General features: G+C 67.2%; 21 protein-coding genes. 7 read left to right on the plus strand and 14 right to left on the minus strand.

Annotation, left to right across the window (positions count from 1 at the left end):
- Positions 1–113: 113 nt before the first annotated feature.
- The 8 genes from MKK51_RS24540 to MKK51_RS24575 form a co-directional block, all read right to left on the minus strand.
- Positions 114–1,088, minus strand: a complete 975-nt coding sequence (locus tag MKK51_RS24540) for an HpcH/HpaI aldolase/citrate lyase family protein (protein WP_243981930.1) — start codon at positions 1,086–1,088, stop codon at positions 114–116.
- 133 nt (positions 1,089–1,221) lie between these two features.
- Complete coding sequence (locus MKK51_RS24545) at positions 1,222–3,981, minus strand: phosphoenolpyruvate carboxylase (protein ID WP_243981931.1); 2,760 nt, start codon at positions 3,979–3,981, stop codon at positions 1,222–1,224.
- 211 nt (positions 3,982–4,192) lie between these two features.
- Positions 4,193–5,086 carry a succinate--CoA ligase subunit alpha gene (gene sucD / locus MKK51_RS24550; protein ID WP_243981933.1) on the minus strand — a complete coding sequence of 298 codons (894 nt, stop codon included), beginning with the start codon at positions 5,084–5,086 and terminating at the stop codon, positions 4,193–4,195.
- Positions 5,087–5,105: 19 nt separating this feature from the next.
- Entirely contained in the window at positions 5,106–6,284 is a 1,179-nt protein-coding gene (locus MKK51_RS24555; protein WP_018042399.1) for a malate--CoA ligase subunit beta, read from the minus strand.
- Between the two features lie 179 nt (positions 6,285–6,463).
- Entirely contained in the window at positions 6,464–7,105 is a 642-nt protein-coding gene (gene fchA / locus MKK51_RS24560) for a methenyltetrahydrofolate cyclohydrolase (protein ID WP_243981935.1), read from the minus strand.
- A gap of 3 nt (positions 7,106–7,108) precedes the next feature.
- Positions 7,109–7,972: an NADP-dependent methylenetetrahydromethanopterin/methylenetetrahydrofolate dehydrogenase gene (locus MKK51_RS24565; protein WP_243981937.1), complete on the minus strand. Its 864-nt coding sequence runs from the start codon at positions 7,970–7,972 to the stop codon at positions 7,109–7,111.
- Between the two features lie 233 nt (positions 7,973–8,205).
- A complete protein-coding gene (locus MKK51_RS24570) occupies positions 8,206–9,144 on the minus strand; it encodes a D-2-hydroxyacid dehydrogenase (protein WP_243981939.1) in 939 nt (312 codons plus the stop codon).
- Positions 9,145–9,252: 108 nt separating this feature from the next.
- Positions 9,253–10,461 carry an aminotransferase class V-fold PLP-dependent enzyme gene (locus tag MKK51_RS24575; protein WP_243981940.1) on the minus strand — a complete coding sequence of 403 codons (1,209 nt, stop codon included), beginning with the start codon at positions 10,459–10,461 and terminating at the stop codon, positions 9,253–9,255.
- Between the two features lie 622 nt (positions 10,462–11,083).
- On the opposite strand from MKK51_RS24575, the gene MKK51_RS24580 reads away from it, so the two are divergent.
- The 3 genes from MKK51_RS24580 to MKK51_RS24590 all read left to right on the plus strand — a co-directional run bounded on the left by MKK51_RS24580 (position 11,084) and on the right by MKK51_RS24590 (position 13,719).
- Positions 11,084–11,911 (plus strand): UDP-2,3-diacylglucosamine diphosphatase, encoded by an 828-nt coding sequence (locus MKK51_RS24580; protein WP_243981941.1) that lies wholly within the window; start codon positions 11,084–11,086, stop codon positions 11,909–11,911.
- Complete coding sequence (locus MKK51_RS24585; RefSeq protein ID WP_243981942.1) at positions 11,908–12,978, plus strand: glycosyltransferase family 4 protein; 1,071 nt, start codon at positions 11,908–11,910, stop codon at positions 12,976–12,978. The genes MKK51_RS24580 and MKK51_RS24585 overlap by 4 nt, the downstream gene beginning before the upstream one ends.
- Positions 12,979–13,092: 114 nt before the next feature.
- Positions 13,093–13,719 carry a ribonuclease HII gene (locus MKK51_RS24590; protein ID WP_243981944.1) on the plus strand — a complete coding sequence of 209 codons (627 nt, stop codon included), beginning with the start codon at positions 13,093–13,095 and terminating at the stop codon, positions 13,717–13,719.
- On the opposite strand, the gene MKK51_RS24595 is transcribed toward MKK51_RS24590, so the two are convergent.
- Both MKK51_RS24595 and MKK51_RS24600 read right to left on the minus strand, forming a co-directional pair.
- Positions 13,706–14,839 (minus strand): PA0069 family radical SAM protein, encoded by a 1,134-nt coding sequence (locus MKK51_RS24595; protein ID WP_243981946.1) that lies wholly within the window; start codon positions 14,837–14,839, stop codon positions 13,706–13,708. The genes MKK51_RS24590 and MKK51_RS24595 overlap by 14 nt on opposite strands.
- Entirely contained in the window at positions 14,836–15,138 is a 303-nt protein-coding gene (locus MKK51_RS24600; RefSeq protein WP_243981948.1) for a VOC family protein, read from the minus strand. Before MKK51_RS24600 ends, MKK51_RS24595 begins: the two co-directional genes overlap by 4 nt.
- A 217-nt stretch (positions 15,139–15,355) precedes the next feature.
- On the opposite strand from MKK51_RS24600, the gene MKK51_RS24605 reads away from it, so the two are divergent.
- The gene (locus MKK51_RS24605) at positions 15,356–15,877 is read left to right on the plus strand and encodes a hypothetical protein (RefSeq protein WP_243981949.1); all 522 of its coding nucleotides are present in this window, start codon (positions 15,356–15,358) and stop codon (positions 15,875–15,877) included.
- Here MKK51_RS24605 and moaB read toward each other — a convergent pair whose 3' ends face one another.
- The 3 genes from moaB to MKK51_RS24620 all read right to left on the minus strand — a co-directional run bounded on the left by moaB (position 15,878) and on the right by MKK51_RS24620 (position 18,559).
- Positions 15,878–16,435, minus strand: coding sequence for a molybdenum cofactor biosynthesis protein B (moaB, locus tag MKK51_RS24610; protein WP_243981951.1), 558 nt, complete (start codon positions 16,433–16,435; stop codon positions 15,878–15,880).
- A 169-nt stretch (positions 16,436–16,604) separates the two neighbouring features.
- The gene (locus tag MKK51_RS24615; protein WP_243981953.1) at positions 16,605–17,513 is read right to left on the minus strand and encodes a neutral zinc metallopeptidase; all 909 of its coding nucleotides are present in this window, start codon (positions 17,511–17,513) and stop codon (positions 16,605–16,607) included.
- A 131-nt stretch (positions 17,514–17,644) separates the two neighbouring features.
- Complete coding sequence (locus MKK51_RS24620) at positions 17,645–18,559, minus strand: uracil-DNA glycosylase (protein WP_243981955.1); 915 nt, start codon at positions 18,557–18,559, stop codon at positions 17,645–17,647.
- 220 nt (positions 18,560–18,779) lie between these two features.
- On the opposite strand from MKK51_RS24620, the gene MKK51_RS24625 reads away from it, so the two are divergent.
- From MKK51_RS24625 to MKK51_RS24635, 3 genes are all read left to right on the plus strand, one after another.
- The gene (locus tag MKK51_RS24625) at positions 18,780–20,432 is read left to right on the plus strand and encodes an electron transfer flavoprotein-ubiquinone oxidoreductase (RefSeq protein ID WP_243981956.1); all 1,653 of its coding nucleotides are present in this window, start codon (positions 18,780–18,782) and stop codon (positions 20,430–20,432) included.
- Between the two features lie 126 nt (positions 20,433–20,558).
- Entirely contained in the window at positions 20,559–22,415 is a 1,857-nt protein-coding gene (locus tag MKK51_RS24630) for a tetratricopeptide repeat protein (protein ID WP_243981958.1), read from the plus strand.
- Positions 22,416–22,504: 89 nt separating this feature from the next.
- The gene (locus MKK51_RS24635; RefSeq protein WP_243981960.1) at positions 22,505–23,380 is read left to right on the plus strand and encodes a 4-(cytidine 5'-diphospho)-2-C-methyl-D-erythritol kinase; all 876 of its coding nucleotides are present in this window, start codon (positions 22,505–22,507) and stop codon (positions 23,378–23,380) included.
- Positions 23,381–23,422: 42 nt separating this feature from the next.
- Here the strand turns inward: MKK51_RS24635 and MKK51_RS24640 are convergent, their stop codons facing one another.
- Positions 23,423–24,445: a polyprenyl synthetase family protein gene (locus MKK51_RS24640; protein ID WP_243981962.1), complete on the minus strand. Its 1,023-nt coding sequence runs from the start codon at positions 24,443–24,445 to the stop codon at positions 23,423–23,425.
- Positions 24,446–24,482 lie beyond the last annotated feature (37 nt).

Below are 24,482 nucleotides of genomic sequence, written 5' to 3' on the forward strand. Positions count from 1 at the left end.
CCTGACCGACGTCGCGGGGGCGCTGAGGAGACGACGTTTCCGGTCGGACACGAGAATGGCCGCCCCTTCCGGGAGCGGCCATCCTGTCCGTCAGGTTCGGCGAACCGACAACCTTACTTCGCGGTCATCGCGTTGGCCTTCTCGATCAGCGCCTCGGCCATGCGGATCGAGGCGATGTCGATGAGGCGACCGTCCAGCGAGACGGCACCCTTGCCGGCCTTGGCGGCCTCTTCCATGGCCTCGAGGATACGGCGAGCCTTGGTGACCTCGGCCTCGGACGGGGTGAACACGTCGTTGGCGAGATCGATCTGCGAGGGGTGGATCGCCCACTTGCCCTCGTAGCCGAGCGCAGCGCAGCGGCGGGCGGCGGAGGTGTAGCCGTCCGGATCGGAGAAGTCGCCGAACGGACCGTCGATCGGGCGCAGGCCGTAGGCGCGGCAGGCCACGAGCATGCGGTTCTGGGCGAACAGCCACGGATCCTGCCAATGGGTCTCGCGCTTGCCGGACTCGTCCTTGTCGGTGAGAACGCTGTAATCGGGGTTGACGCCGCCGATCACCTGGGCGCGGGCGCGGCACGAGGCGGCGTAGTCGGCCACGCCGAAGGACATGGCTTCAAGACGCTTCGAGGAGGTCGCGATGGCCTCGACATTGGCCATGCCGAGCGCGGTCTCGATCAGCACTTCGAAGCCGATCTTCTTCTCGCGCTTGAGGGACTGCTCGATCTGCGTGACCAGCACGTCGATGGCGTAGACGTCGGCGGGGACGCCGACCTTGGGGATCAGGATCATGTCGAGGCGCGGACAGGCTTCGACGATGTCGACGACATCGCGGTACATGTAGTGGGTGTCGAGACCGTTGATGCGGATCATCATGGTCTTGTTGCCCCAGTCGATCTCGTTGAGCGCCTGGACGATGTTCTTGCGGGCCTGCTCCTTGTCATCGGGAGCGACCGCATCTTCGAGGTCGAGGAAGATCACGTCGGCATTCGAGGACGCGGACTTCTCCATGAAGGTCGGGTTGGAGCCGGGAACGGCGAGTTCCGAGCGGTGAAGGCGCGGGGTGGCCTGCTGGATCAGGGTAAAGCTCATAGGGGCATCCTTCCTTTGGGTTCGTTTTCTGGTGGGAGGCGAAGCCGAAAAACACGGTCCACCATACCGGTCGATGGGCGCCTGCGCGCCAGTCCCAGGGCCGTGGCCGACCCTGGGTGTCCTTGCACAACTCTCAGCCCGTCGCGCCGAAGCCGACGGCGATGCAGTTGATCGACAGCAGCAACGCGGATTTCACCGCCTCGCGCTGGTCCTCATCCTCCTCGCCCCGGAAGCGGCGGAGCAATTCCACCTGTTCGCGGCTGACCTGGTTGATCGTCGGCAGCCGGCCGTTGAGGCGGTCCCGGAACTGCGGGTAGCGCTCGGCCAGTTCGCGGTCGCCGCTGACCCGCAGGGCCATCTCGCGGGTGAGCTCGTACTCGGCCTCGATCAGCGGGAAGATGCTGTTGCGGGCGGCCTCGTCGGGCACGAGACCGGCATAGTCCTTCGCGATGGCGAGATCGACCATCAGCAGCGTCTTCTCGACCTCGTCGAGGATGAGGCGGAACGGCTTCGATTCGGCAAACAGCCGCTTCAGCTGTGCTTCCCCCTGCGCCCCGCGCACGTCGAGGAAACTCTTCAGGCCGGATCCGACGCCGTACCAGCCGGTGATGACGTGGCGGTTCTGCGACCAGGCGAAGACCCAGGGGATCGCGCGCAAATCGGCCAGCGAGCGGGCGCCGAAGCGCCGCGCCGGACGCGAGCCGATGTTGAGGAGCGCGATCTCGTCGAGGGGGCTCGCGGCCTGGAAATAGGTCACGAGATCGGGATGCTGGATCAGGTTGACGTAGGCGGCGCGGGAGGCACCCGACAGCGCTTCCATCGTGTCGTCGAACTCGTTGCGCGGGACGTTGGCCGCCTCCCGCTCCGATTTCAGCGCGTGGTCGAACACCGATGAGGCCAGGAGCTCCATCTGATAGGCGGCGGTCCCGCGGTTGGCGTATTTGAAGGAGACGACCTCTCCCTGTTCGGTCGTACGGAATCGGCCGTTGATCGAACCCGGCGGCTGGGCGGCGATGGCCCGGGCTGTGGGCGCGCCGCCACGGCTCACCGAGCCGCCACGACCGTGGAAGAACGCAATCGGCACGCCCGACGACTTGCCGAGCTGGGTCAGCTTGTCCTGCGCCTTGTACAATTCCCAATTCGAGGCGACGAAGCCGCCATCCTTGTTCGAATCCGAGTAGCCGATCATCACTTCCTGCATCCCGCCCTGCCACCGGGTGGAGCGGCGCACGACGGGAATGGAGAACAGCTCCTTCATGATGGCGGGCGCAGCGCGCAGGTCGTCGATGGTCTCGAACAGGGGCACGATCGGCAGGCAGCAGATCTCGGTGCCGGTGGCGTCGAGGAAGTTGCCGGCTTCCTTGGCGAGGAGATAGGCACCGAGGATGTCGGGGACCGAGCGGGTCATCGACAGAATGAACGAGCCGAAGGCCTCGCGGTCGAGCTGCTCGCGCATCTCGCCGACGAGGGCGAAGGTTTCGAGGGTCTCGCGGGCATCGTCGGGCAGGCCCTCGAACGAACGCTCGCCGTGCATCGGCTTGGCCAGTTCGGAGAGCAGCCAGTTCTTCCACTCGGGGGATTCGAGGGCGGGCGGCGTCTTGTTCTGGCCGTGGCTCTGCTGCCAAAGGGCGTGGAGGGTCTTCGTGGTGCGCGTGGTGTTCTCGCGCAGGTCGAGGCGCACGGTGGAGAAACGGAAGATCTCGACCATGCGGCGGACGGGTCGGACGAGGTCGATGGCCAGGGACGGACAGTTCGCGTCGGTGAGGCCGGCCTCCAAGTGGCGCAGGTCGTTGATGAGGCCGTCGGCGCTCGGATAGTCGGGGCCGCTCGTGCGCTGCCCCTTGTTGCGCGCGATGGTCGCCTCGATCTTCCGCAGGATGCAGGTGAGGAACTGGCGATAGGCCTCGCCCGGATTGCGGCTCGCGATGGCGCGCCCGTCGCCGCTCTCCGCGAGAAGCTGCGCGAGCTCGGACTTGAACGTCGCCGGCACCGGCAGCGAGCGCTCTGTCAGGGACAAGGTTCGGCCGAGCGCCGTCACGCCGTCGCGGTAGCGCCTCAGGGAGGCCAGTGCGTTGCGCTGGAGCGTGGCACGGGTCACCGACGAGGTGACGTAGGGATTGCCGTCGCGGTCACCGCCGATCCACGAGCCGAACTGGAAGAAGGCCGGCACCTCGAACTTCTCGTCCGGGTAGTATTCGGCGAGCGATTCCTCCAACGAGTAGAGCACCTCGGGGAGCATCTCGAACAGGGTTTCGTCGAAGAAGTGCAGCCCCCAGGCCACCTCGCGCTCCACGGTGGCCTTTTCCAGATGGAGTTCGCCGGTCATCCAGACGAGCTCGATCTGGTCGCGCAGCTCGTTCATCAGTCCGTTGCGCTCGCGCTCGGTCCAGCGCGGCAGTTCGAGCTCGCGCAGGACAAGGTAGATGCGGCGGAATTTCTCCAGCACCGTCACGCGCTTGCCCTCGGTGGGGTGCGCCGTGATCGTCGGGCGGATGCGCAGATCCTTCAGCAGCGCGTGAATCTCGGGCGCCTTGATGCCGTTCTTCACCGCTTCGGCCAGGACGGCGCTGAAGCTGCCGCCGAGATCGGCCCGTCCCTTCGTGCGCTCCAGGTGCCGGCGCCGGCGCATGGCGGCGTTCTGCTCGGCGATGGAGAGCAGCTGGAACCAGATTCCCTGCACCTGGAGGGCGCGGGCGAGAAGCTCGGGCGAGAATTCCGAAATGTTGGCCGTGCCCAGAAGCACGGCCTCCAACTCCGGCTCGTGCCGGCGGGCCACTTCGAGAAGGGCGTGGAACAGGATGTCGAGCGCCTCCTTCGACGAGGTGCCGGTGATGACCGGCGGCGCGAAGGGATGGTCGAGGGTCCCGACCGGGGCGTGGAGGGTATCGGTCATCGGATGGCCACCTCGAACAGAGTTGAGCCGATGGCCGCCGGGCACGCGCGGGCAACGGTAATGAAGCGGCCGCCCCGGCAGCATGGAACGCAGCGTCGGGGCGATCAAGGGGTGGTTTCTGCGGTTGGGGCCGTCTGCGACCGGGCGGCGCCGCCTCTATCCCGGTCGCTCCGCGACCACCCTCCCCCGCAGAGGGGGAGGGATTCCGCGTTCAAGCGGCGAGCTTGCGCATGACCTGCTCGACGGTCGAGCCGAAATCGCCGGGGCTCGGGGCCACGGTGAGGCCGTAGGAGCGCATGATCTCGGCCTTCTCGGCGGCACTGTCGCCGGTGGCGGAGATGATGGCGCCGGCGTGACCCATGCGACGGCCCTTCGGCGCGGTGAGACCGGCGACGAAGCCGATGACGGGCTTCGACATGTTCTCCTTGATCCAGGCCGAGGCTTCGGCCTCCTGCGGACCGCCGATCTCGCCGATCATCAGAACGGCCTTCGTCTCCGGGTCCTGCTCGAACAGGGCGAGGTGATCAAGGAAGGACGAGCCGTTGATCGGGTCGCCGCCGATGCCCACGGAGGTGGTGATGCCGATGCCCTTCTCCTTCATCTGCGCGGCCGCCTCGTAGCCGAGGGTGCCCGAGCGCGAGATCACGCCGACATTGCCCTTGAGGTAGATATGTCCGGGCATGATGCCGAGCATCGACTTGCCGGGCGAGATGATGCCGGCGCAGTTCGGGCCCACCACCATCGTGCGCTTGTCCTTGGGGTAGCGGCGCAGATACCGCTTCACCCGCATCATGTCCTGGGCCGGGATGCCATCGGTGATCGAGCAGATCAGCGCGAGGCCGGCATCGGCGCCTTCCATGATGGCGTCGGCCGCGAAGGGCGGAGCGACGAAGGTGATCGAGGTGGTGGCGCCGGTGGCCTCCACGGCTTCCTTGACGGTGTTGAACACCGGCACGCCGAGATGGGTCTTGCCGCCCTTGCCCGGGGTGACGCCGCCGACGACGTTCGAGCCGTACTCGATCATCTCCTTGGCGTGGAACGTACCCTTATCGCCGGTGATGCCCTGGACGATGATCGGGGTCTTCTCGTCGATCAGAATGCTCATGACGTATCCTCCCCTCGTCTCAGTGGTTGCGCTTGGCGGCGTCGCAGGCGGCGACGGCCTTCGTGGCGGCATCCGACAGGCTGTCGGCGGTGATGAGGTCGAGGCCGCTCTCGGCCAGGATCTTCTTGCCCGCCTCGACATTCGTTCCGGCGAGCCGGACGATGAGCGGCACGTCGATCTTCACTTCCTTGGCCGCCTGGATCACGCCCTGGGCGACCCAGTCGCAGCGGTTGATGCCGGCGAAGATGTTGACCAGGATCGCCTTCACGTTGCGGTCCGAGAGCACGAGGCGGAACGCGGTGGCCACACGGTCGGGCGAGGCGCCGCCGCCGACATCCAAAAAGTTCGCCGGCTCGCCGCCCGCGTGCTTGATCATGTCCATGGTGGCCATGGCCAAGCCTGCGCCGTTGACGATGCAGCCGATCTCGCCGTCGAGGCCGATATAGCTGAGATTGTGCTCCGCGGCCTGGGCCTCGCGCGGATCGCCCTGCGAGGGATCGTGCATGTCGGCGATGTTGCGCCGGCGGAACATGGCGTTGTCGTCGAAGGACATCTTGGCATCGAGCGCCAGGACGCGATCGTCCTTGGTGACGACGAGCGGATTGATCTCCAGCATGGTGCCGTCGCAATCGCGGAACGCCCGGTAGGCATTCATGATCGTCTTCACGGCGGCGGAGACCTGCTTGATGTTCAGGCCGAGCTGGAACGCGATCTCGCGGGCCTGGAACTGCTGCAAGCCAACGGCCGGCTCGACCACGACCTGGATCAGGGCCTCGGGCTCGTTGGCGGCGATCTCTTCGATATCCATGCCGCCGCGCTGCGAGGCGATGACGCGCACGCGCTCGGCCTTACGGTCGAGGACGTAGCCGAGATAGAGCTCGCGCTCGAACGGGTCGGCGGTCTCGATATAGACGCGCTGAACGGGCTTGCCCTCCGGGCCGGTCTGCAGCGTGACGAGACGCTTGCCGAGGAGGTCCTTGGCGGCATCGCGGACCTCGTTGTAGGTCCGGCACAGCTTGATCCCGCCGGCCTTGCCGCGCGCACCGGCATGGATCTGGGCCTTCACCGCCCAGAACGAGCCACCGAGCTCGGTGGCGGCATAGACCGCTTGGTCGGGGCTGAAGGCCACTGCGCCCTTGGGAACCGCAACGCCGAATCCGGCGAGCAGCTCCTTGGCTTGATACTCATGCACGTCCATGTGCGTTCTCCTCGGCGTTTTCCCTGGGACAGACACTCTCGTAAATTTCACTTCACGGAAAGAGCTTCTGTTGTAATATTTTTTTACATTCTCTTTCACTCCGCCTTTAACGGCGGCCGGAATGTATTTTTTAGACGAAAAGGCCGGCTGAGTTTGTTCTCGCCGGCCTGTCGTTGGTCTTAGTTCACCTTGGCCTTCACGACCTCGTAGATCTTTTCGTTCAATGGCCCCGCCGGCCCGAGCAATTCTTCAAGTTGCTTCAGGCGCTCCTCGGCGAATGCACGATCGTCCAGGCCCTTGGCGTTGACATAGACGTTGAGCGCGGCACTGCGCAGGCCGGCATGAGCCGACAGGACCGCCACTCCGGCATCGGAGATGACGTTGAGGTTGCCCTTGTCGGCCACGGCTTCGGCGAGGTCGATGACCTCGCGGCAGGCGCGGCAGCAGGCGAGCGGCACGTCGGTGGCGACCTTGAGGGCCTCCTGGATGCGGGCGGCGCGAGCCGCCTTCTCCTCGTCGGTGCCTTTCGGCAGGCCGTAGGCGCCCATGACCGCGTCGAACGCCTCGACATCGTCGGCGATCATGCCGGTCAGCTCGGCGCGGAGCGCCTCGGACTTGCCGAGGATTTCCTTCAGCTCACCTTCGACCTCGACGTACTTCTTCTTCCCGATGGTGAGGTTGCACACCATGCTGAGGAGCGCGGCGCCCATGGCACCGGAGATGGCGGCGGCTCCGCCGCCTCCGGGAGTCGGGGCCGAGCTCGCGAGCCCGTCGAGGAAGCCCTGGATGGTTTCGTTGGCAGGCGACGTCTTCTCGGTCATGGGTCAGGCCATCGTCTTGGCGAGGGCGTAGATCTCCTCGGCGTCGAACACCTTTTCGGCGCTGTCGAAGAGCTGGCCGACACAGGCGCGGTGCAGCTTCAGCTTCAGGCCGCCGATGCCCAGCGCCCCGAACACGGTCTTGCCATGGCGCTCCTTGCCCTTGTCCATGGCGTCGATGCCGCCGAAGCCGAGGGGCGGCTGGGCGTTGTAATCGGCGATGAACTCGATGCTGGCCTCGTCCTTCCAGTCGGCTTCGGCCAGAAGCTCGAGGCCGATGGCGCCGGCCGAGAAGACCAGGTTCTGGCCCTTGACGATGGCGGCGCGGGAGGCGGCGTCCGGAGTCGCCGCGGCGCTGATCTCGACCTTGAAGCGCTTGTTGATGGAATCGGCGGCGGCCTGAGCCTTGTCCAGCGAGCGGCCGCAGAGGACGACGGTGGCGCCCTCCTGCGCGAGGAGCGCTGCCGAGCGCATGCCCACCGGACCGGTGCCGGCCAGCACCACGGCCTTCTTGCCCTGGAGCGAGCCGGCGGCCTTCTGCACCAGCGCGACGCCAGCGGCGGCGGTGGTGTTGGAGCCGTTGGAATCGAGCATGATCGAGACGCGGAACGGTCCGAAGAAGCGCTTCTTCACGGCCTCGAACACAGCCTCGCCGGCCGCCATGCTGCCGCCACCGACGAAGATCGCCGTGGACTTCTTCTCGGAGCCGCCGCGGGTGTAGATCGTGCCGTCCACCAGGGCGCCCACAGTGTCGGGCGTCACGTTGCCGTAACCGGTGATGTGATCGGCCCCGCCATCGTAGCCGACGACCACATCGAACACGCTCGGAACGGTATCGGTGTCGAATTGGAACAGCAGCTTCTTCGTCATGTCGTTTCCTCTGTCCGCGTCGCTGCGCGGTTGTCATATGATTGGCGCGTCTTCAAAGAGCCGCGCGAGGGTGTTTCCGTCATGCCGGGGTGCCGCTGGCGAGCCCGTCATCCAGGCACTCGGTCGGCACAGAGACGATCAGCGCCCGCGGTCCCGGTATCCGGTTTCTGATCGGCGGTACCGGACGGACATCGGCTTTCGCCAGTCAGGCCTTCCGGTACGAAGCCCGAGCCTCACACCACGTTCTGCGGCTTGCCCGCAACATAGGCCTCGACGTTGTCCACGAGCTGGTCGGCCAGGATCTGCATCGCTTCCTTGCTCGCCCAGGCCACGTGCGGCGTGACGATGAGGTTCGGAAGGTCGAGCTCGCACAGGATGTTGCCGTTCTTGGGCGGTTCGGTGACCACGACGTCGAATCCGGCGCCGCCGATCGTGCCGGCCTTGAGGGCCTCGGCGAGAGCCTCCTCGTCCACGAGCCCACCACGCGCCGTGTTGATCAGGATCGCGTGCTTCTTCATCTTCGCCAGCTGCTCGGCGCCGATCATGTTCCGGGTCTCCGGCGTCAGCGGCGCATGCAGGGTGATGACGTCGGATTCCGTCAGGATCGTCTCGAAATCCACGAGGCCCTCCTGCGGGAACACGTCGTAGGCGATGACCTTCATGCCGAGTGCTTCCGCCCGCTTGGCGATGGATTTGCCCAGCGCCCCGTAGCCGACGATGCCCAGCGTCGAGCCGGCGATGTCGTGGATCGGGTAGTCGAAATAGCAGAACTGGGTGGACTTCGCCCAATCGCCCCGGCGCACGGAATTGGCGTAGGGCACGATGGCGCGCCGAAGGGCGAACATCAGCCCGATCACGTGCTCGGGCACGGTGTTGAAGGCGTAGTTGCGGATGTTGACGACAGTGATGCCGAGGTCCTTGGCGGCGGCCTTGTCGACGACATCGGTGCCGGTGGCGGCCACGGCGATGAGCTTGAGGTCGGGGAGTTGCTTCAACGTCTCGGCGCGCATGGGCACCTTGTTGATCAGCGCGATCTCGGCGCCCTTCAGGCGCTCGACGATCTCCTCCGGTGTCCAGGTGGATTCGTACTCGGTATATTCGTGCGGGAAGCTGAACTCACGCACCTTGGCGTCGAGGGATTCACGGTCGAGGAAGACGATTTTGTGCGCCATTGGACCCCTCAAGCGACGTTCCGCGCCGAGCGCGACGTTACGCAATACACGCTTCTATGGACGAGGCCCCGGGGCCGGCGCGATGCCGGTCCCGGGAAACAGGTTCGATCAGGACTTCGCGAGGGGGTTTTCGCGCAGGTAGCTGGAGGCGGCGGCGACGCCGGAGCCCGGCTGAACCTTCACGCCGTTGTCGAGCATGGCCATTTCCGCGCCGGCGATGGCGCCGAGCAGCGACAGCTCGTTCAGGTCACCGACGTGGCCGATGCGGAACACCTTGCCGGCCACCTGGCTCAGACCCGCGCCGAGGGCGAGGTTGTAGCGCACGAAGGCATGCTTGATGATCGCGGCGGCGTCGACACCCTCGGGGACGAGGATGGCGGTCACCGTGTCCGAGTTCCACTTGGCTTCCTTGGCGCAGGTCTTGAGACCCCAGGCGGCCACGGCCTGGCGGGTCGCCTCGGCGAGCACCTTGTGCCGGTTGTAGACGTTCTCGAGACCTTCCTCGCGCAGGCAGGCGAGCGCCTCGCGCAGACCGTAGAGAAGCGGCAGAGCGGGGGTGTAGGGGAAGTAGCCGGCGCCGTTCTGCTTCTGGTGGTCGGCCCAGTCGAAGTAGACATGCGCGAGACGGTCGTTCTGACCCGACGACGACTCGGCGGCTTTCAGAGCCTTCTGGCTGACGCAGATCACGCCGAGACCGGCGGGGAGCATCAGGCCCTTCTGCGAACCGGCGATGGCACAATCGACCTTCCACTCGTCAGCGTAGAACGGCAGCGAGCCGATCGAGGACACGCCGTCCACGAACAGCAGGGCCGGGTGGCCGGCGGCGTCGATCGCCTTGCGCACGGCGCCGATGTCGCTGGTGACGCCGGTGGCGGTCTCGTTATGGACCGTCATGACGGCCTTGATCTCGTGGTTCGTGTCGGCGCGCAGCGCCTCCTCGATCCGCTGCGGGTTCGCACCCGTGCCCCACTCCTCTTCCTGAACGATCACGTTCAGGCCGAGGCGCTGGGCCATGTCGATCCAGAGGTGGCTGAACTGGCCGAAGCGCGAGGTCAGCACCGTGTCGCCGCGATGCAGCGTGTTGGTCAGCGCCGCTTCCCAGATGCCGGTGCCCGAGGCCGGGAACAGGAAGATCGTGCCCTCGGTCGAGCCGAACACGGCCTTGGTCTCTTCGAACAGGGGCTTGGTCAGCGCCGGGAAGTCCACCGAACGGTGATCTTCGGAGGGAACGATCATCGCCCGCTGGACGCGGTCGGGGATGTTCGTCGGGCCCGGAACGAACAAGTGATTCCGACCCGGCCGTCTCGTTGCCGCCATGTTGTGTCTCCGGTTCTTCTTCGGTTCGCGCGCACGCATCGTGCGACGCTGGGATCGAATACGGTGGTCCGAGGTCGCGATCCGGCCTGATGGGCTGCCGGGACGGTTCCTAAGCTTTGGGGAAGAAACGGCGGCGCTGCCGGGAGGCCCGGCTGCCGCGCGTCCGCCTGGAGGAGAAGGCATGGCCCGCAATCGCCGGTGGAAGGCGCGAGACCCGCCTCGCGCCATCACCGATGACCACGAGTTTCAGGACGCTCGACGCGACTGCCTTCGACTGGATCAAGCCTCTCTCCGTTGGCCGGGGCGCGCGAATTCCGCACACTCCCAGGGCCCTGGGCGTCGTTTCTCACCTCGTCGGTAACCTTGATTCCGCCTCGCATGGGCTCCGGACACGCGCCTTCCAGCGCGATCCGGTGGGTCACCTTGATCGGGACTATGCCGGGGTTCGCCCCCGAAGGAAAACGCAAAAAACTTCCTGGCCACTCAAAAAATTTGTCGCGCAGTGCAGCATCCAGACGATGCGTTTGAAGTCGTCGCGCCACGAAGCGGACCGGGCGCACGTCATCAAACTGATACGGGAATCCGGTTTGGCTCGATGCACCGAAGCCATTCGGAGTGGGTCGTGGGCGAAGATACAGAGAAGACGATCCGCGTGAGGACGCTCTTCCTGTCCGATATGCATCTGGGCACGAAGGGCTGTCAGGCAGGGTTGCTGCTGGAATTCCTGCGGGATTACGACGCCGACGAGATCTACCTCGTCGGCGACATCGTGGACGGGTGGCAGCTCAAATCGGGCTGGTTCTGGCCGCAGAGCCACAACGACGTGGTTCAGAAGCTGCTGCGCAAGGTGCGCAAGGGCTCGACGCTGATCTACATCCCCGGCAATCACGACGAGTTCCTGCGCGATTATCTCGGCATGACCTTCGGCGGGATCGAGGTGGTGGACGACCGGATCCACGTCGCCGCGGACGGCAAGCGCTACCTCGTCATCCATGGCGACCAATTCGACATGGTCGTCCGGCACGCCAAATGGATCGCCTTCCTCGGCGACGGCGCCTACACCTTCGCGCTCTTCGTCAACACCCACCTGAACACCCTCCGGCGGCGCCTCGGTCTCGCCTATTGGTCGCTCTCGGCTTGGGCGAAGCTGAAGGTGAAGAACGCCGTCAACTTCATCGGAAAGTTCGAGGAACTGCTCAGCGCGGAGGCGAAGCGCGTGGGCGCCGACGGCGTCATCTGCGGCCACATCCATCACGCCGCCCACCGCCAGATCGCCGGACTGACCTACCTCAACACCGGGGATTGGGTGGAATCCTGCACCGCCATCGTCGAGCATTATGACGGCACCATGGAGGTGCTGCATTACCCGAGCGTGTTGCGGGCGCGCGCCGCCGCGGAAGACGCGGCGCGCAGCGCGGTGGCGGCCGGTCCGGCGCGGGCAGTCGCGTGAGACTGCTGATCGCCACCGATGCGTGGCACCCACAGGTCAACGGGGTCGTCCGTTCCCTCGAAAACATGGCGTCGGCCGGCCGGGACCTCGGCTTCGAGACGGTGTTCCTGACCCATCAGGATTTCGCCTCGGTGCCGCTGCCCGGATACCCCGAGATTCGTCTGTCCTACGCCACCAAGGGCAAGGTCGCCCGACTGTGGGCCGATCTCGCCCCGACCCATGTCCATGTGGCGACGGAGGGGACCGTCGGCTACGCGACCCGGCGCTATTGCCTCGCCCATGGCCGCCCGTTCACCACGAGCTATCACACGCGCTTTCCGGAGTACCTCGCCGCCCGTGCGCCGGTTCCCGAAAGCTGGAGCTACGCTTGGCTGCGGCGCTTCCATGGCGCCGCGAGCGGGACGATGGTCTCGACCCCGTCCCTGGAGCGCGACCTCGCTTCCCGCGGCTTCGGCAATCTGATGCGGTGGACGCGGGGGGTCGACACCGATCTCTTCCGCCCGGCGGCCCCGGATGCCGCCGTGCCCGAGGCGCTGGCGGGTCTGCCCGGACCGTACTTTCTCTTCGTCGGGCGGCTCGCGGTGGAGAAGAACGTCTCGGCTTTCCTCGATCTCGACCTTCCGGGCACCAAGGTCGTGGTGGGAGACGGCCCGGACCGGGCGCGCCTCGCCGGACTCCATCCTGAGGCATGTTTCCTCGGCACCCTGACCGGTGCGGCGCTCGCCCGCATCTATGCGGCGGCGGACGTCTTCGTATTCCCCAGCCTCACCGACACGTTCGGCATCGTCCTGCTGGAAGCCCTCGCTTGCGGCGTTCCCGTGGCGGCCTATCCCGTGACCGGCCCCCTCGACGTCGTCGGCGGGACCGGCGCCGGAGTTCTCGGACCCGACCTCCGCGCGGCGGCACTCGCCGCCCTGTCGATCCCCCGCGAGCGCTGCCGCGCGGAGGCCCTGCGCTACACCTGGGGGGAGAGCGCGCGCCAGTTCTTCACCAACATTTCGCTCGCTCACGGCACCGGCCTTCCCACGCCGAAGCGCCGTCCGTTCCGGGCGGCACCGGCGGTGTAGCTTGGGGGGATGACCGTCCTGCCGCCCCACCTGGATGGTTGGACGAGGCGCCCACACGTTTCTCACGCCCAGCCCGGTGACCGGCTTTTGGCCGAAGTGTAATCCAACGGGCCGATGACCAGACCGTTCGCCGACCCCGTTGCCAGCACCCTCCCCGCTCTCATCGGCTGTGACGAAGTCGGGCGCGGTGCCCTGTGCGGCCCCGTGATCGTGGCGGCGGTCTGGTTCGATCCGGCCGCATTCCCGTCCTCGGTGCTGGCCTGCCTCGACGACAGCAAGAAGCTCGACCGGGCCACGCGCGAGCGTCTCACGCCTTTGATTCGCGACCATGCCGAGGTGGCGGTGGCAGCCGGGTCACGGCAGCTCGTGGACCGGATCAACGTCCGGGCGGCAACCCTCGACGCCATGCGGCGAGCGGTGCAGAAGCTCGGCCTCGTAGCGCCCGTGGCCGTGGACGGCCGCGACGGCATTCCCGGCCTGTCCCTGCCGTGCCGGGCGGTGATCGGCGGCGACCGGCTCGTGCCCCAGATCGCGGCGGCCTCCATCGTCGCCAAGACCCTGCGGGACGATCTCATGCGGGTGCTGGCCGGCCGTCATCCGGCCTATGGCTGGGAACGCAATGTCGGCTACGGCACCGCGGCCCATCTCGCCGGCCTGGCGAGCCTCGGCCGCTCGGCGCATCACCGGGTGAGCTTCACGAGGCGATTCGCATCAAAACCCTCGACCATCACAACAGGCTGAGCTGCGCCCCGGACGCCGCGGTGTGATCGAAGAGATCCGTGCGCAGTGTCAGGCGCGCATCGGCATAGCCGAGGCGTTGCTTTGCCAGCCGCATGCGCTGGGCGATGAGATCGGCATAAGCGCCGCTGCCGGTCATCCGCCGGCCGAACGTCGCATCGTAGGCCTTGCCGCCACGGGCTTCCCGGACGAGGGACATCACGTGGCGGCGGCGACCCGGATAATGCTCGGCGAACCAGTCGTTCACGAGGTCGTCGAGTTCGAGCGGCAGTCGTAGGAGGACATGGCGCGCCTCGACGGCACCGCATTCCCGCGCCCGCTCCAGCACCGCCTCGATTTCGTGATCGTTCAGGGACGGAATCACCGGGGCCATCATCACCATCACCGGGATGCCTGCGTGGCTGAGCTGGCGAATCGCCTCGAGGCGACGGTCCGGATGGGGAGCGCGCGGCTCCATGCGTCTGGCCAGGACGGGATCGAGGGTCGTCACCGACATCGCCACCTTGACGAGGCCGAGTTCCGCCATCGGCGCCAGGAGATCGATGTCGCGGGTGACGAGGTTCGATTTCGTGACGATCCCGACGGGATGGCGGAAGCGCGCCAACACGCCGAGCACCGCGCGGGTGATTCCATGGTCGCGTTCGATCGGCTGGTACGGGTCCGTGGCGGTCCCAAGGGCGATCGTCTGCGGCACGTAGCCCTTCGCCGAGAGTTCGCGCTCGAGCAACTCGGCCGCGTTGGCCTTGTGAAACAGCTTCGTCTCGAAATCGAGGCCGGGGGACAAGCCGACATAGGCGTGGTTGGGCCGGGCGAAGCAGTAGACGCATCCGTGCTCGCAGCCGCGATAGGGATTAATCGAGCGATCGAACGGCAGGTCCGGCGAGGTATTCCGCGTCAGGATCGTGCGTGCGAGTTCGGGCCGGTCTTCGGTACGCAGGCGCTGGGTGACATCCTCGGAAGCCCAGCCGTCGTCGAAGGCCTCGCGCCGTGCCGGTTCGTAGCGGCCACTGGGATTGGCTGTGGCCCCCCGCCCCTTTCTCGCATCCGCCGACAGGGTACTTCCCCCGAGCCGCCGGTCGCGCGCGCCGAACGCTCCGTCAGCCCCGGCATCGGCGGCTGTCATCGATCGGACCCTGCCGCCGGTCCCGTTCCTGCCGGATCCTCGACATGAAAGCGGCGGCCGCCGGGAAAGGCGGAGATCGGCTCCACGATCGTGGCTCCTGCCGCATCGATCCGCGCCGGCATCGCTTCGGGATCATGCGCGTGGAGCACGGGCACCGGCATCGCTCCGCGAGCGTTCTCCGCCGAAGCGGATGCCGCTTCGGCCAAGCTCCAGCCGAAGGCGGTCCCGCAGACGGCTTTCACGCCGGTGACGTCGCCAACCGGCCATGCGAGGTCATCGATCTTGCCATCCCGCCGCATGCCTTGCTCCCCATCGGGTTCGACCACGTGACGTCGGAACGTCCGCTGCGCCGGGCGCGATGCCTCATCGTTCGGAGCGAGAACATATCAGGAACACAATGGGTATTCCTGCTCTTTTTTGAAGCAAGCGACGGGATATGCCGGTTGCACGCGGGTTCTCGGCGTGCTTTCGGCGCCGTTCGGCTTTCTCCGGGCCGAAAATACGGTATGCGCGCGCATGATTTCGGCTCTGATCCATGTGGCTATGCCGGTCGGCCCCGATGCGGTCGACCAGCTCGCCGATACTCTGGGGGCTCTCGTCGAGGGCGTCGCGGCCGGGCTCGTGGGTGACGCGGTCATCATCGCCCCCGCCCATGATCCGTCGATCGACGCCGTCGCCGAGGCCACCGGCGCGACTTTCGTCGTCCGTTCGGGCGGTACGCCACCCTGGTCGGATGGTGCCAAGGCCGCGCGGCGGGAATGGGTCCTGTGTCTCGAGGCCGGCGACGTGCCGGCCGAGGGCTGGATCCGCACCATCGATCGATTCATCGGCACGGCGCGGCCTGAGTTGGTCCTCGGGCGCTTGCGACGGCCCCATGCCGGGTTGCCGTCGCGTCTTGCGGCGCAGGGCGAGTCCGTCATCGGCGTGCGCGCCCCACGCGCCGGCGACCTCGTGCGCCGTGACCGCCTCGTCGCGAGCGCCGTCTTCACGACCCGCCTGCATCCCCGGCGGGTGAACGTACGGCTCAACCGAGGGTGATCAGACGGACAGCGAGGCGCCGCGCCGAAGGTGTTCGTCCAGGCGCGGCATGATCTCGACGAAGTTGCAGGGCCGGTGCCGGTAATCGAGCTGCGCCGCGAGGATGCCGTCCCAGGCGTCGCGGCAGGCGCCGGGCGAACCCGGCAGGACGAAGACGAAGGTCGCGTTGGCGAGCCCTGCCGTGGCCCGTGACTGGAGGGTGGACGTCCCGATCTTGTCGTAGGAGATGCGGTGGAACACCGCCGAAAACCCGTCCATCCGCTTCTCGAACAGCGGTTCGATGGCCTCAGGGGTCACATCGCGTCCGGTGAAGCCGGTGCCGCCCGTGGTAATCACCACGTCGACCGCCGGATCCCGCGTCCAGGATTCCACCTGGCCCCGGATGGCGGCGACCTCGTCGGGGACGATGGCACGACCGGCCAGGCTGTGGCCTGCCGCGACGAGCCGTTCGCACAACGTGTCGCCGGAACGGTCGTCCTCGGCGACGCGGGTGTCGGAGACGGTCAGCACCGCGATGGAAAGCGGGATGAAGCTACGGGTCTTGTCTGCGGCGACCATGGCTGGCAGCTCCAGGCTCTACGATGCCCTCCGGTTCTAGCCGCGAAGGAGGGGGCAGGTCGATCCCTGCTCGATGGGACATGTCCGCCCGGCCCCTCGTCACCGCCACGGCATCGCCCAGACCCTAGCCCCGTGCGGCGGTTCCGCGAGGCCGGGGACGCTTGCCCGTTCAGTTCCGCGCGGCCCGGAACGTATCGCAGGATTTGGTCTGGCCGCTTTTGTAGCCGGTCATGAACCACCGCATCCGCTGCTCCGACGACCCGTGCGTGAAGGAATCCGGCACGGCGTAGCCTTGAGACTGCTTCTGGAGCTTGTCGTCGCCGATGGCGCTGGCGGCCTGCATGGCTTCTTCGATGTCCCCGGGCTCCAGGGAATTGTACTTGTCGTTCGAGTTCTTGGCCCAAACACCGGCGAGGCAATCGGCCATCAACTCGACGCGCACCGACAGCTGGTTCGACTCGACCTTGCTGGATGCCGCCTGCTGACGACCCTGGACCTTGCCCAGGATGCCGAGTTCGTCCTGGACGTGGTGGCCGACCTCGTGGGCGATGACGTAGGCGTAGGCGAAATCACCCTTCACCCCGAACTTCTGTTCCATCTCCTTGAAGAACGACGTGTCGAGATAGACCTTCTTGTCGAGCGGACAATAGAACGGTCCCATCGCCGCCTGGGCCGACCCACAGCCGCTGCGCGTGCCGCCGGTGTACAGCACCATGCCGGTGGGGTGGTATTGCTTGCCGGTCTGGTTGGGCAGGATCTCCTTCCAGACATCCTCGGTATTGCCGAGGATCGCGGCAGCGAAGCGCCCGCTCTCGTCCGTCGGCTTAGTCTTGCGTTGGGCCTGCGTCTGCGGGTCGACCCGCTCCTGGCGCGGCTGTCCGCCGCCGCTCATCTGCTCGGCGCCGCCGATCAGGATGGCAGGGTTGATGCCGGTGACCCAGCCGATGATGCAGAGGATGACGATGGTGCCGATGCCGAGCCCGCCGGCGCCGCCGCCGGGAAAGCCGCCACCGCCTCCGCCGCCCTCGCCACGACGGTCCTCGACATTGTCAGAAGAGCGGAAATCTTCCCACCGCATGATCTCGTCACCCTTCGTAGCGTGGACTCCGCCGGAACCCGGCCGCCACCCGTGTCACTGTCTCGAGGCCCGTGTGCCCGAACTAATCCCGCGGTGAAAGATACGGTTCCGCTTGGACCACGCCTTTCGCCCTACGCCTTGCCGTCCAGGGTCGCCTTCAACAGCCGGAAATCCCGCCAGGCGAGGCGCTTCTGCAGGGGCTGACGCAGGAGATAGGCCGGGTGCAGGGTGGCCAGCGCCTTCACCTCCCGGTCGCCCACGCGATAGGGATAGAACCGTCCGCGCGCCTTCAGGATGCCGTCCTTCGTACCGGTGATCGCCTGCGTCGCCGGGCTGCCGAGGCAGACGATCACGTCCGGGTCGGCGAGCTCGATCTGCCGTTCGATGAAGGGTTTGCAGATCGACACCTCCTGCGGCGTCGGGTTGCGGTTTCCCGGCGGCCGCCACGGCACGATGTTGGTGACGTAGGCCTTCGTCCGGTCGAGGCCGATCGCCGCCATCATCCGATCGAGGAGCTGACCGGAGCGGCCCATGAACGGCTTGCCGACGCGATCCTCGTCGGCTCCCGGCGCCTCGCCGATGAACATCAGTTTCGACGCCGGGTTGCCATCGGCGAAGACGAGGTTCTTGGCCGTGAATTTCAGCGGGCAGCCATCGAAAGCGGCGAGCAGCGCTTCCAGCTCCTCGAGGGAGGCGACGTCGCGTGCCCGCGCCCGCGCGTCCCCCGCCGCCTCGCCGGGTTTGGCTGACGCGGATTGTCCATAGGTCCGGGCCGGAGGGGGCACCGGCGCCTGCCCCCGGGGTGGCAACTCGCGACGGGGAAGCACCGGATCGACCTGCGGCCCATCACTCGGTGGCTCGACCCGGAGCGACGAGTCGGACGATGGCGATCCGCGCCGTGCCGGCGTCGGACGCCAGGGTGACGCCTCCTCGATTTCGGAGAAGCGGTCGTGCGGCCGTTCGTCGAGGCAGAGATCGACGCCGGCTTCCACGTGGAAGTCCAGTTCGGCGATCACGTCGCGCGGATGGTCGGGGCCTTGGCTCATGGTTCTCGATGTGGCCCCTGACGAGCCTGTGGACAACACTTCGTCGGGCACGTTACGCGGCCATTGGGCGGGCGGCGAGACGGCTCTAACCATGCTGAGACCATCCGCAGGCTTGCGTTCCCAGCTTGGAATCGGTTGAGAGTGTTCGCAATCATAACATCGCGCATCCGATGGCCGGCCTCGATCGGTCGCGGCTGGCGCGGCAGGAGGAGTTTATAGGATGGCGTTGCCCGAGCGCGAGGGTATGGATTTCGACGTGGTGATCGTGGGTGCGGGGCCCGCCGGCCTCGCCGCCGCGATCCGCCTCAAGCAGATCGCCGCCGATCTTGCCGTCGTGGTGGTCGAGAAGGGGTCCGAAGTCGGTGCGCACATCCTTTCCGGCGCGGTGATCGATCCGCTCGGGCTTGATCGTCTGCTTCCCGAGTGGCGCCAGGACGAGACCCGGCCGCTCAAGACCGAGGTTGAGCGCGACGAGTTCCTGTTCCTCACCAAGAACAGCGGCGTCTCGCTGCCGAACTTCGCCTTCCCGAAATTCATGTCGAACCATGGCAATTTCGTCGGTTCGCTCTCGAACGTGACGAAGTATCTCGGCCAGAAGGCCGAAGAGCTCGGCGTCGAGATCTATCCCGGATTCCCGGCCTCGGAGGTGCTCTACGACGATGCCGGCACGGTCATCGGCGTGGCCACCGGCGATCTCGGCATCGGTCGCTCCGGCGAACCGCGTGACGATTACACCCGCGGCATGGAGCTACGCGGCAAGTACACGATCTTCGGCGAGGGCGCGCGCGGCTCGCTCACCAAGACCCTGATCGACCGCTTCCGGCTCAACCGGGATAGCGACCACCAGAAGTACGGTCTCGGCGTCAAGGAACTCTGGCAGCTCAAGCCCGACACGTTCGAGCCGGGCCTCGTGCGGCACACCATGGGCTGGCCGCTCTCCAACAAGACCGGCGGCGGCTCCTGGCTCTACCATTTCGACGATCACCTGCTCTCCGTCGGCTTCGTCACGCATCTGAACTACGAGAACCCGACCCTGTCGCCGTTCGAGGAGTTCCAGCGCTTCAAGACCCACCCGATGATCCGCGACGTGTTCGAGGGCGCGAAGCGCATCGGTTACGGCGCCCGCGCGATCATGGAGGGCGGCTGGCAATCGGTTCCGAAGCTCGTCTTCCCCGGCGGCTGTCTCGTCGGCTGCTCGGCCGGCTTCGTCAACGTTCCGCGCATCAAGGGTTCGCATAACGCCGTGCTCTCCGGCATGCAGGCGGCCGAGGCCATCGCGGCGGCCCTCACCGCCGGCCGGCAGGGCGACGAACTCACCGATTACGAGGCGGGCTGGCGCGACAGCGACATCGGCCGCGACCTCAAGCGCGTCCGCAACGTCAAGCCGCTCTGGTCGAAATACGGTACGCTGGTCGGCGTGGGCCTCGGCGGGCTCGACATGTGGTCGCAGACGATCCTCGACGCCTCGCCGTTCGGAACGCTGAAACACGGCAAGCCGGATCACGCCGCCACGAAGCCGCTCTCCGAGGTCACGCCGATCGTCTACCCGAAGCCCGACGGCAAGCTGACCTTCGACCGCCTCTCCTCGGTCTACCTCTCGAACACCAACCACGAGGAGGACCAGCCGCCGCATCTCAACGTCAAGGATGCGGCGCTCCAGAAGTCTTCTGAGCACGACGTCTACGGCGGCCCCTCGGCGCGGTATTGCCCGGCCGGCGTCTACGAATGGGTGCAGGAGGGCAGCGGCGTCCGCTACCAGATCAACGCGCAGAACTGCGTCCACTGCAAGACCTGCGATATCAAGGACCCCAACCAGAACATCAATTGGGTGACGCCGGAGGGGCCGGGCGGGCCGAACTATCCCAACATGTGAGGGCGCACCGGAGCCCGAGTGCCCGCCATCCTTTCGCCTTGCGAGGATGGCGGGAAGAGTTCAGTGTCCCCGCCCGATCGGCATCGGTCCCTCACGGACGATGCGCTACAAACGCGACTGGTGCCCATGAACGGAAACGCCGCGACCCGCCGGACCCTCTCGGCTCTCGCCCTGTGCCTCGCCGCCTCCGTGGCGACGTCGGTCACGGCCCTGGCTGCCCAGCCTCGGGAATCGGCCCCGGTGACGGAGTACGAGCCGGCCGAGTCGCTGGAGGGCAACTTCCTGTCCGCCTATATCGCCGGGGCGTCGAAGGACACCACCGCCGCGGCGAGCTTCTACCGCGAGGCGGTCAAGGCCGATCCGCGCAACGCCGAACTGCTGGAGCGCGCCTTCGTGTCGCTGCTCGCCGACGGTGCCCTGCCCGACGCTTTCCGTGCGGCCGAGCGCCTCACCGCCCGCGACGGATCGAACGGCCTCGCCCAGCTCAGCCTCGGCGTGCGCCAGATCAAGGCCGGCCAGTTCGCGCAGGCCCGCCAGAACTTCTCCCGCAGCGGACGGGGTGCCGCGGCCGACCTGACCAGTACCCTCCTGACCGCCTGGGCCTATGCCGGTGCCAATGACGGCAAGCGCGCCCTCGAAGTGGTGAACAAGCTGAAGGGCGAGCGCTCCTACAACACCTTCCGCGACTTCCATGCCGGCCTGATCGCCAACCTCGTCGGCGACCAGGCGGAGGCGGAGCGCCGGCTCAAGGCCGCCTACGACGCGGACCAGAACACACTGCGCATCGTCGATGCCTATGCCCGCTTCGAGGCGCAGGCCGGACGCACCGACCTCGCGATCCAGGCCTACACCGCCTTCGATCAGCTGCTGCCGCGCCACCCCATCGTGCGCGACGCCCTCGACAAGCTGAAGGCCGGCAAGCCCCTGACCCGCCTCGTCAACACCGCTCAGGAGGGCGCCGGCGAGGTACTCTACGGGCTCGGCTCGGCCGGATCGACCCAGGGCGACGAGTTGCCCGCCGTGGTCTACCTGCGCCTCGCCCTCTATCTCGCCCCCGAGCACGCCCTCGCCCGCCTCACCCTCGCCGATACGCTCGACCGGATGAAGCAGACCGAGCGCGCCAACGACGCCTATGCGCAGATGCCGGCATCCTCGCCACTGAAGCTCAATGCCGACATCCAGATCGGGCTCAATCTCGAGCAGCTCGGCAAGGGCGAAGAGGCGATCCAGCTCCTCGACGCTGCCATGAAGGAGCATCCCGACAGCATCGACGTCGTGACCGCCCTCGGCAACGTGCAGCGCTCGCGCAAGAAGTACGAGGAGGCGGCGGCCACCTACAGCCGCGCCATCGAACTCATCGGCAAGCAGCCGGCCTCGAATTACTGGACGACGTTCTACTTCCGCGGCACCGCCTACGAGCGGGCCAAGCAGTGGCCCAAGGCCGAGGCCGACCTCAAGAAGGCACTGGAGCTGGTCCCGCCGACACAGCCGGCGGCCCGGGCTCAGGTGCTCAACTACCTCGCCTATTCCTGGGTCGACCAGAACATGAATATCGACGAGGCCTTCACCATGCTGAAACAGGCCGTCGATGCGAGCCCGCGCGACGGCATGATCATCGACAGCCTCGGATGGGCCTATTTCCGCCTCGGCCGCTACGACGATGCCGTGCGCGAGCTGGAGAAGGCCATCGAGCTCAAGCCCGGCGACCCGACCATCAACGACCATCTCGGCGATGCCTACTGGCGTTCGGGACGGCGTCTCGAAGGCAAGTTCCAGTGGCAGCACGCCAAGGACCTGAACCCGGAGCCGGACGATCTCGTCAAGATCAACGCCAAGCTGAAGGACGGCCTGCCGGAACTCGAGAAGCCCGCCGCCACGGCAGAGAACCCTCCCGAACCCGCGAAGGTGAATCCGGAACTGCCCAAGGGCGCGCCGGCACCGAGCGAGCCGCCGGGTGCGGCCGACAAGAAGACCGGCGGCTGAGACCGGCTTGACGGGCGGGGGATCGCGGGGCGAGACCGGCCGCGCGTTCCCGCGGTCGACAGACCCGCCCCTCTCCGACAGAGCAAGCCGTGCCCATCCTCGTCACCCGCGCTCCGGCGAAGATCAACCTCACCCTTCACGTCCTCGGCCGTCGTGAGGCGGACGGCTACCACGAGCTCGAGAGCCTCGTGGCCTTCACCGGATCGGGGGATACCCTGAGCCTGGCGCCCGGCGTCGAGCTGACCCTCCACGTATCAGGCCCCACCGCCGGACCGGCCGGCCCCCTCGACGACAATCTCGTGATCCGCGCCGCTCGTGCCCTCGCCGAGGCCGTCCCCGGCCTTCGCATCGGTGGCTTTCACCTGATCAAGCGCCTGCCCGTCGCCGCCGGGATCGGCGGCGGTTCGTCGGATGCCGCTGCCGCCCTGCGGCTGCTCGCGCGCCTCAACGACCTTCCCCTCGATCACCCCGCCGTCGTCGACGCCGCCCGCGCCACCGGGGCGGACGTACCCGTCTGCCTCGATCCGCGCGGCCGGATGATGCGCGGAGCCGGAGAGGATGTCGGGCCGGCGCTGTCTTTCGCGCCCCTGCCGGCGGTGCTCATCAATCCCGGCGTACCGGTCGCCACCGCGCCGGTCTTCAAGGCCCTGGGGCTGACGGTGGGGCAGCGCCATGCCGGCGAGGCCCATCCGATCCTCGCGCGAGGGCTCGGCTCCGACGAGACCCTGGCGGCGGTGACGCCGGCTCGCAACGATCTGGAAGCACCGGCGCTCACGGTGGCCCCCGTCATCGCCGACACGCTCCTGGCCCTACGCGACCGTCCGGGATGCCGGCTAGCCCGCATGTCCGGCTCCGGGGCCACGGTGTTCGGTGTGTTCGCCACCCGATCCGACGCGGTTCGGGCGGCGGCGGCCATCCGCGCGATTCAGCCGTCCTGGTGGGTTCGGGCCGCCTTGCTGCGGTGACGGCACGCCCCTGCCCGGCTCAGGTGACGCGCCGGGATCGGCTCAGTGGGCCCGGGCGATGCAGAAATCGACCACCTGCAGCAGGGCCGACTTCATCGGCCCGTTGGGGAACAGCGCCAGGGCGTCACGGGCGATGGCGCCGTAATGCCGCGCCCGGTCGATCGTGTCCTCCAGCGCGCGGTGCTTCCGCAGGATCGCCAGCGCCGTATCGAGATCGGCCGGCTCGACGTTTCCGTCTTGAAGAGTCCGGCGCCAGAACGCCCGCTCCTCCTCCGTCCCCCGCCGGAACGCGAGCACGATCGGCAGGGTGATCTTGCCCTCGCGGAAGTCGTCGCCGACGTTCTTGCCCATGGAGGCGCTGGTGCCGCCGTAATCCAGCACGTCGTCGATGAGCTGGAAGGCGATGCCGAGATTCATGCCGTAGGAACGGCACGCCGCCTGCTCCGCCCGCGGACGGTCGGCGATCACCGGTCCCACCTCGCAGGCGGCGGCGAACAGTTCCGCGGTCTTGGCACGGATGACGGCGAGATACTCGTCCTCTGAGGTCTCGGTGTTCTTGGCGGCGGTGAGCTGCATCACCTCGCCCTCCGCGATGACGGTCGCGGCGGCCGAGAGGATGTCGAGGGCACGCAGCGAGCCGACTTCCACCATCATACGGAAGGCTTGGCCGAGGAGAAAATCGCCGACGAGCACGCTCGCCTCGTTGCCCCACTTGATCCGTGCCGCCACGCGGCCGCGCCGCATGTCGCTCTCGTCCACCACGTCGTCGTGGAGCAGGGTCGCCGTGTGCATGAACTCGACGCTGGCGGCGAGCTTCACCGCCCCCTCCCCGGCCCCGTATCCGCAGAGATCGGCGGTGGCGAGGGTGAGGATGGGGCGCAGGCGCTTGCCCCCGGAGGCGATGAGGTGGTTGGCCACCTCCGGAATCATCGCGACGTCTGACCCGGTCCGCGACAGGATGGTCGCGTTCACGCGCTCCATGCCCTTGGCGACCAGGGCCACGAGATCGTTCAGGCTCGACTCCGGATCGGAGCGGCCCTCATCGAAGGAAACGACGACACCCAAACGCGATGCCTCCCGAGCTTTTTCACACCGGGCAGAT

The organism is Methylobacterium sp. E-045, from assembly GCF_022829685.1.
Lineage (GTDB): Bacteria > Pseudomonadota > Alphaproteobacteria > Rhizobiales > Beijerinckiaceae > Methylobacterium.

What these genes read in the sequence shown, in the direction of transcription:
- MKK51_RS24540 (WP_243981930.1), bottom strand. Translation starts at nt 1,088, where the DNA reads ATGAGCTTTACCCTGATCCAGCAGGCCACCCCGCGCCTTCACCGCTCG.
- MKK51_RS24545 (WP_243981931.1), bottom strand. Translation starts at nt 3,981, where the DNA reads ATGACCGATACCCTCCACGCCCCGGTCGGGACCCTCGACCATCCCTTC.
- sucD (WP_243981933.1), bottom strand. Translation starts at nt 5,086, where the DNA reads ATGAGCATTCTGATCGACGAGAAGACCCCGATCATCGTCCAGGGCATC.
- MKK51_RS24555 (WP_018042399.1), bottom strand. Translation starts at nt 6,284, where the DNA reads ATGGACGTGCATGAGTATCAAGCCAAGGAGCTGCTCGCCGGATTCGGC.
- fchA (WP_243981935.1), bottom strand. Translation starts at nt 7,105, where the DNA reads ATGACCGAGAAGACGTCGCCTGCCAACGAAACCATCCAGGGCTTCCTC.
- MKK51_RS24565 (WP_243981937.1), bottom strand. Translation starts at nt 7,972, where the DNA reads ATGACGAAGAAGCTGCTGTTCCAATTCGACACCGATACCGTTCCGAGC.
- MKK51_RS24570 (WP_243981939.1), bottom strand. Translation starts at nt 9,144, where the DNA reads ATGGCGCACAAAATCGTCTTCCTCGACCGTGAATCCCTCGACGCCAAG.
- MKK51_RS24575 (WP_243981940.1), bottom strand. Translation starts at nt 10,461, where the DNA reads ATGGCGGCAACGAGACGGCCGGGTCGGAATCACTTGTTCGTTCCGGGC.
- MKK51_RS24590 (WP_243981944.1), top strand. Translation starts at nt 13,093, where the DNA reads ATGACCAGACCGTTCGCCGACCCCGTTGCCAGCACCCTCCCCGCTCTC.
- MKK51_RS24595 (WP_243981946.1), bottom strand. Translation starts at nt 14,839, where the DNA reads ATGACAGCCGCCGATGCCGGGGCTGACGGAGCGTTCGGCGCGCGCGAC.
- MKK51_RS24600 (WP_243981948.1), bottom strand. Translation starts at nt 15,138, where the DNA reads ATGCGGCGGGATGGCAAGATCGATGACCTCGCATGGCCGGTTGGCGAC.
- MKK51_RS24605 (WP_243981949.1), top strand. Translation starts at nt 15,356, where the DNA reads ATGATTTCGGCTCTGATCCATGTGGCTATGCCGGTCGGCCCCGATGCG.
- moaB (WP_243981951.1), bottom strand. Translation starts at nt 16,435, where the DNA reads ATGGTCGCCGCAGACAAGACCCGTAGCTTCATCCCGCTTTCCATCGCG.
- MKK51_RS24615 (WP_243981953.1), bottom strand. Translation starts at nt 17,513, where the DNA reads ATGCGGTGGGAAGATTTCCGCTCTTCTGACAATGTCGAGGACCGTCGT.
- MKK51_RS24620 (WP_243981955.1), bottom strand. Translation starts at nt 18,559, where the DNA reads ATGAGCCAAGGCCCCGACCATCCGCGCGACGTGATCGCCGAACTGGAC.
- MKK51_RS24625 (WP_243981956.1), top strand. Translation starts at nt 18,780, where the DNA reads ATGGCGTTGCCCGAGCGCGAGGGTATGGATTTCGACGTGGTGATCGTG.
- MKK51_RS24630 (WP_243981958.1), top strand. Translation starts at nt 20,559, where the DNA reads ATGAACGGAAACGCCGCGACCCGCCGGACCCTCTCGGCTCTCGCCCTG.